This window comes from Vibrio sp. 2130-1 (assembly GCF_033339515.1).
Genome location: NZ_JAWOUT010000097.1, coordinates 1 through 996 on the forward strand (window position 1 = coordinate 1; position 996 = coordinate 996).

Annotated in this window: 1 protein-coding gene; it reads right to left on the reverse strand. The window is 48.4% G+C overall.

Going from position 1 to position 996, the window contains the following annotated elements:
* On the reverse strand, positions 1-996 hold a 996-nt coding region (locus R7Q09_RS24460; RefSeq protein ID WP_318143733.1), incomplete at both ends, for a DUF3971 domain-containing protein.

Below are 996 nucleotides of genomic sequence, written 5' to 3' on the forward strand. Positions count from 1 at the left end.
GATGCGTTTAGCGTGAACGCCATTTAACGTCGCCGATTTGGAATCCAGATACATGGCGTCGTTTTCAAACAATAGCTCAAGCTGCAAGTCGGTAATGGTTGGCCACGCAGTATCAAAACTGAATTTCGCGTCTTTTAAGCCAACCCATGCCTGAAACATGCCGTTGTGCTCTTTGTAAGGAAAATCTCCTAACTCGCCATACCACAGTAATTTGGCTGTGTTTACTTTACCGCCTTGAATGGCGGTCGATAGGTAATCAGTCAGATCTTGGCCTAATGCCAAGGTTGGCAAGTAACGCCAAGTTTCACCAGCGTTGTAGAGATCCGCCTCAGCGTAAAACGATAGGAATGGGCTTTGCTCTTTAGGGAAATCGAGTCGAAATGCGCCCAACACTTGAAGGTCCGGAGTCGCAGCCGTGACTTTATCCGACCACAAACGCCAACCTGTCTCATCTTGCTGCCAGATGATGTCGACTTCGCCTTGCTTGATGTTCAATGGGGCTTGGAATACATCCCCGTACGGGAAAACATCATCAATGACCGTGACTTTCGCTTTCGCTTGCTTCAAGTCACCCGCAACGCTGCCTTGCACATGTTGAAAGCCCGGCAACAGTTCCCATTGAGTCATAGCTAACTCATCGAGGTCCGCCGAATAACGCACCGTATCTAAGCCACCATTCATGGCTAAGCGAATGTCTTCAACACGACCTTTCGGCGCTAATTTATTGAGTAAGTCACTGGTTGATTCCGATTCCGGCGCGAGCTTAACGAGTGGAATCAACGCCTCAATGTCGAGCTGAGAAAGGTTGAGCTTCCAGCCATCTGGTTGCCAGTCAAAAGCCGCATCAAGTTCAGGCCAGGATTTGTCATCGGTGCGAATTTGAAGTGAGTGACCATTTACTTTCCAACCTTGCTTATCAGGCAAGAGCTTAAACACTCCCGATTCGATAAACAGTTCATGGCGACCATTTTCATTCCATACGAGCTCAGACGAGAT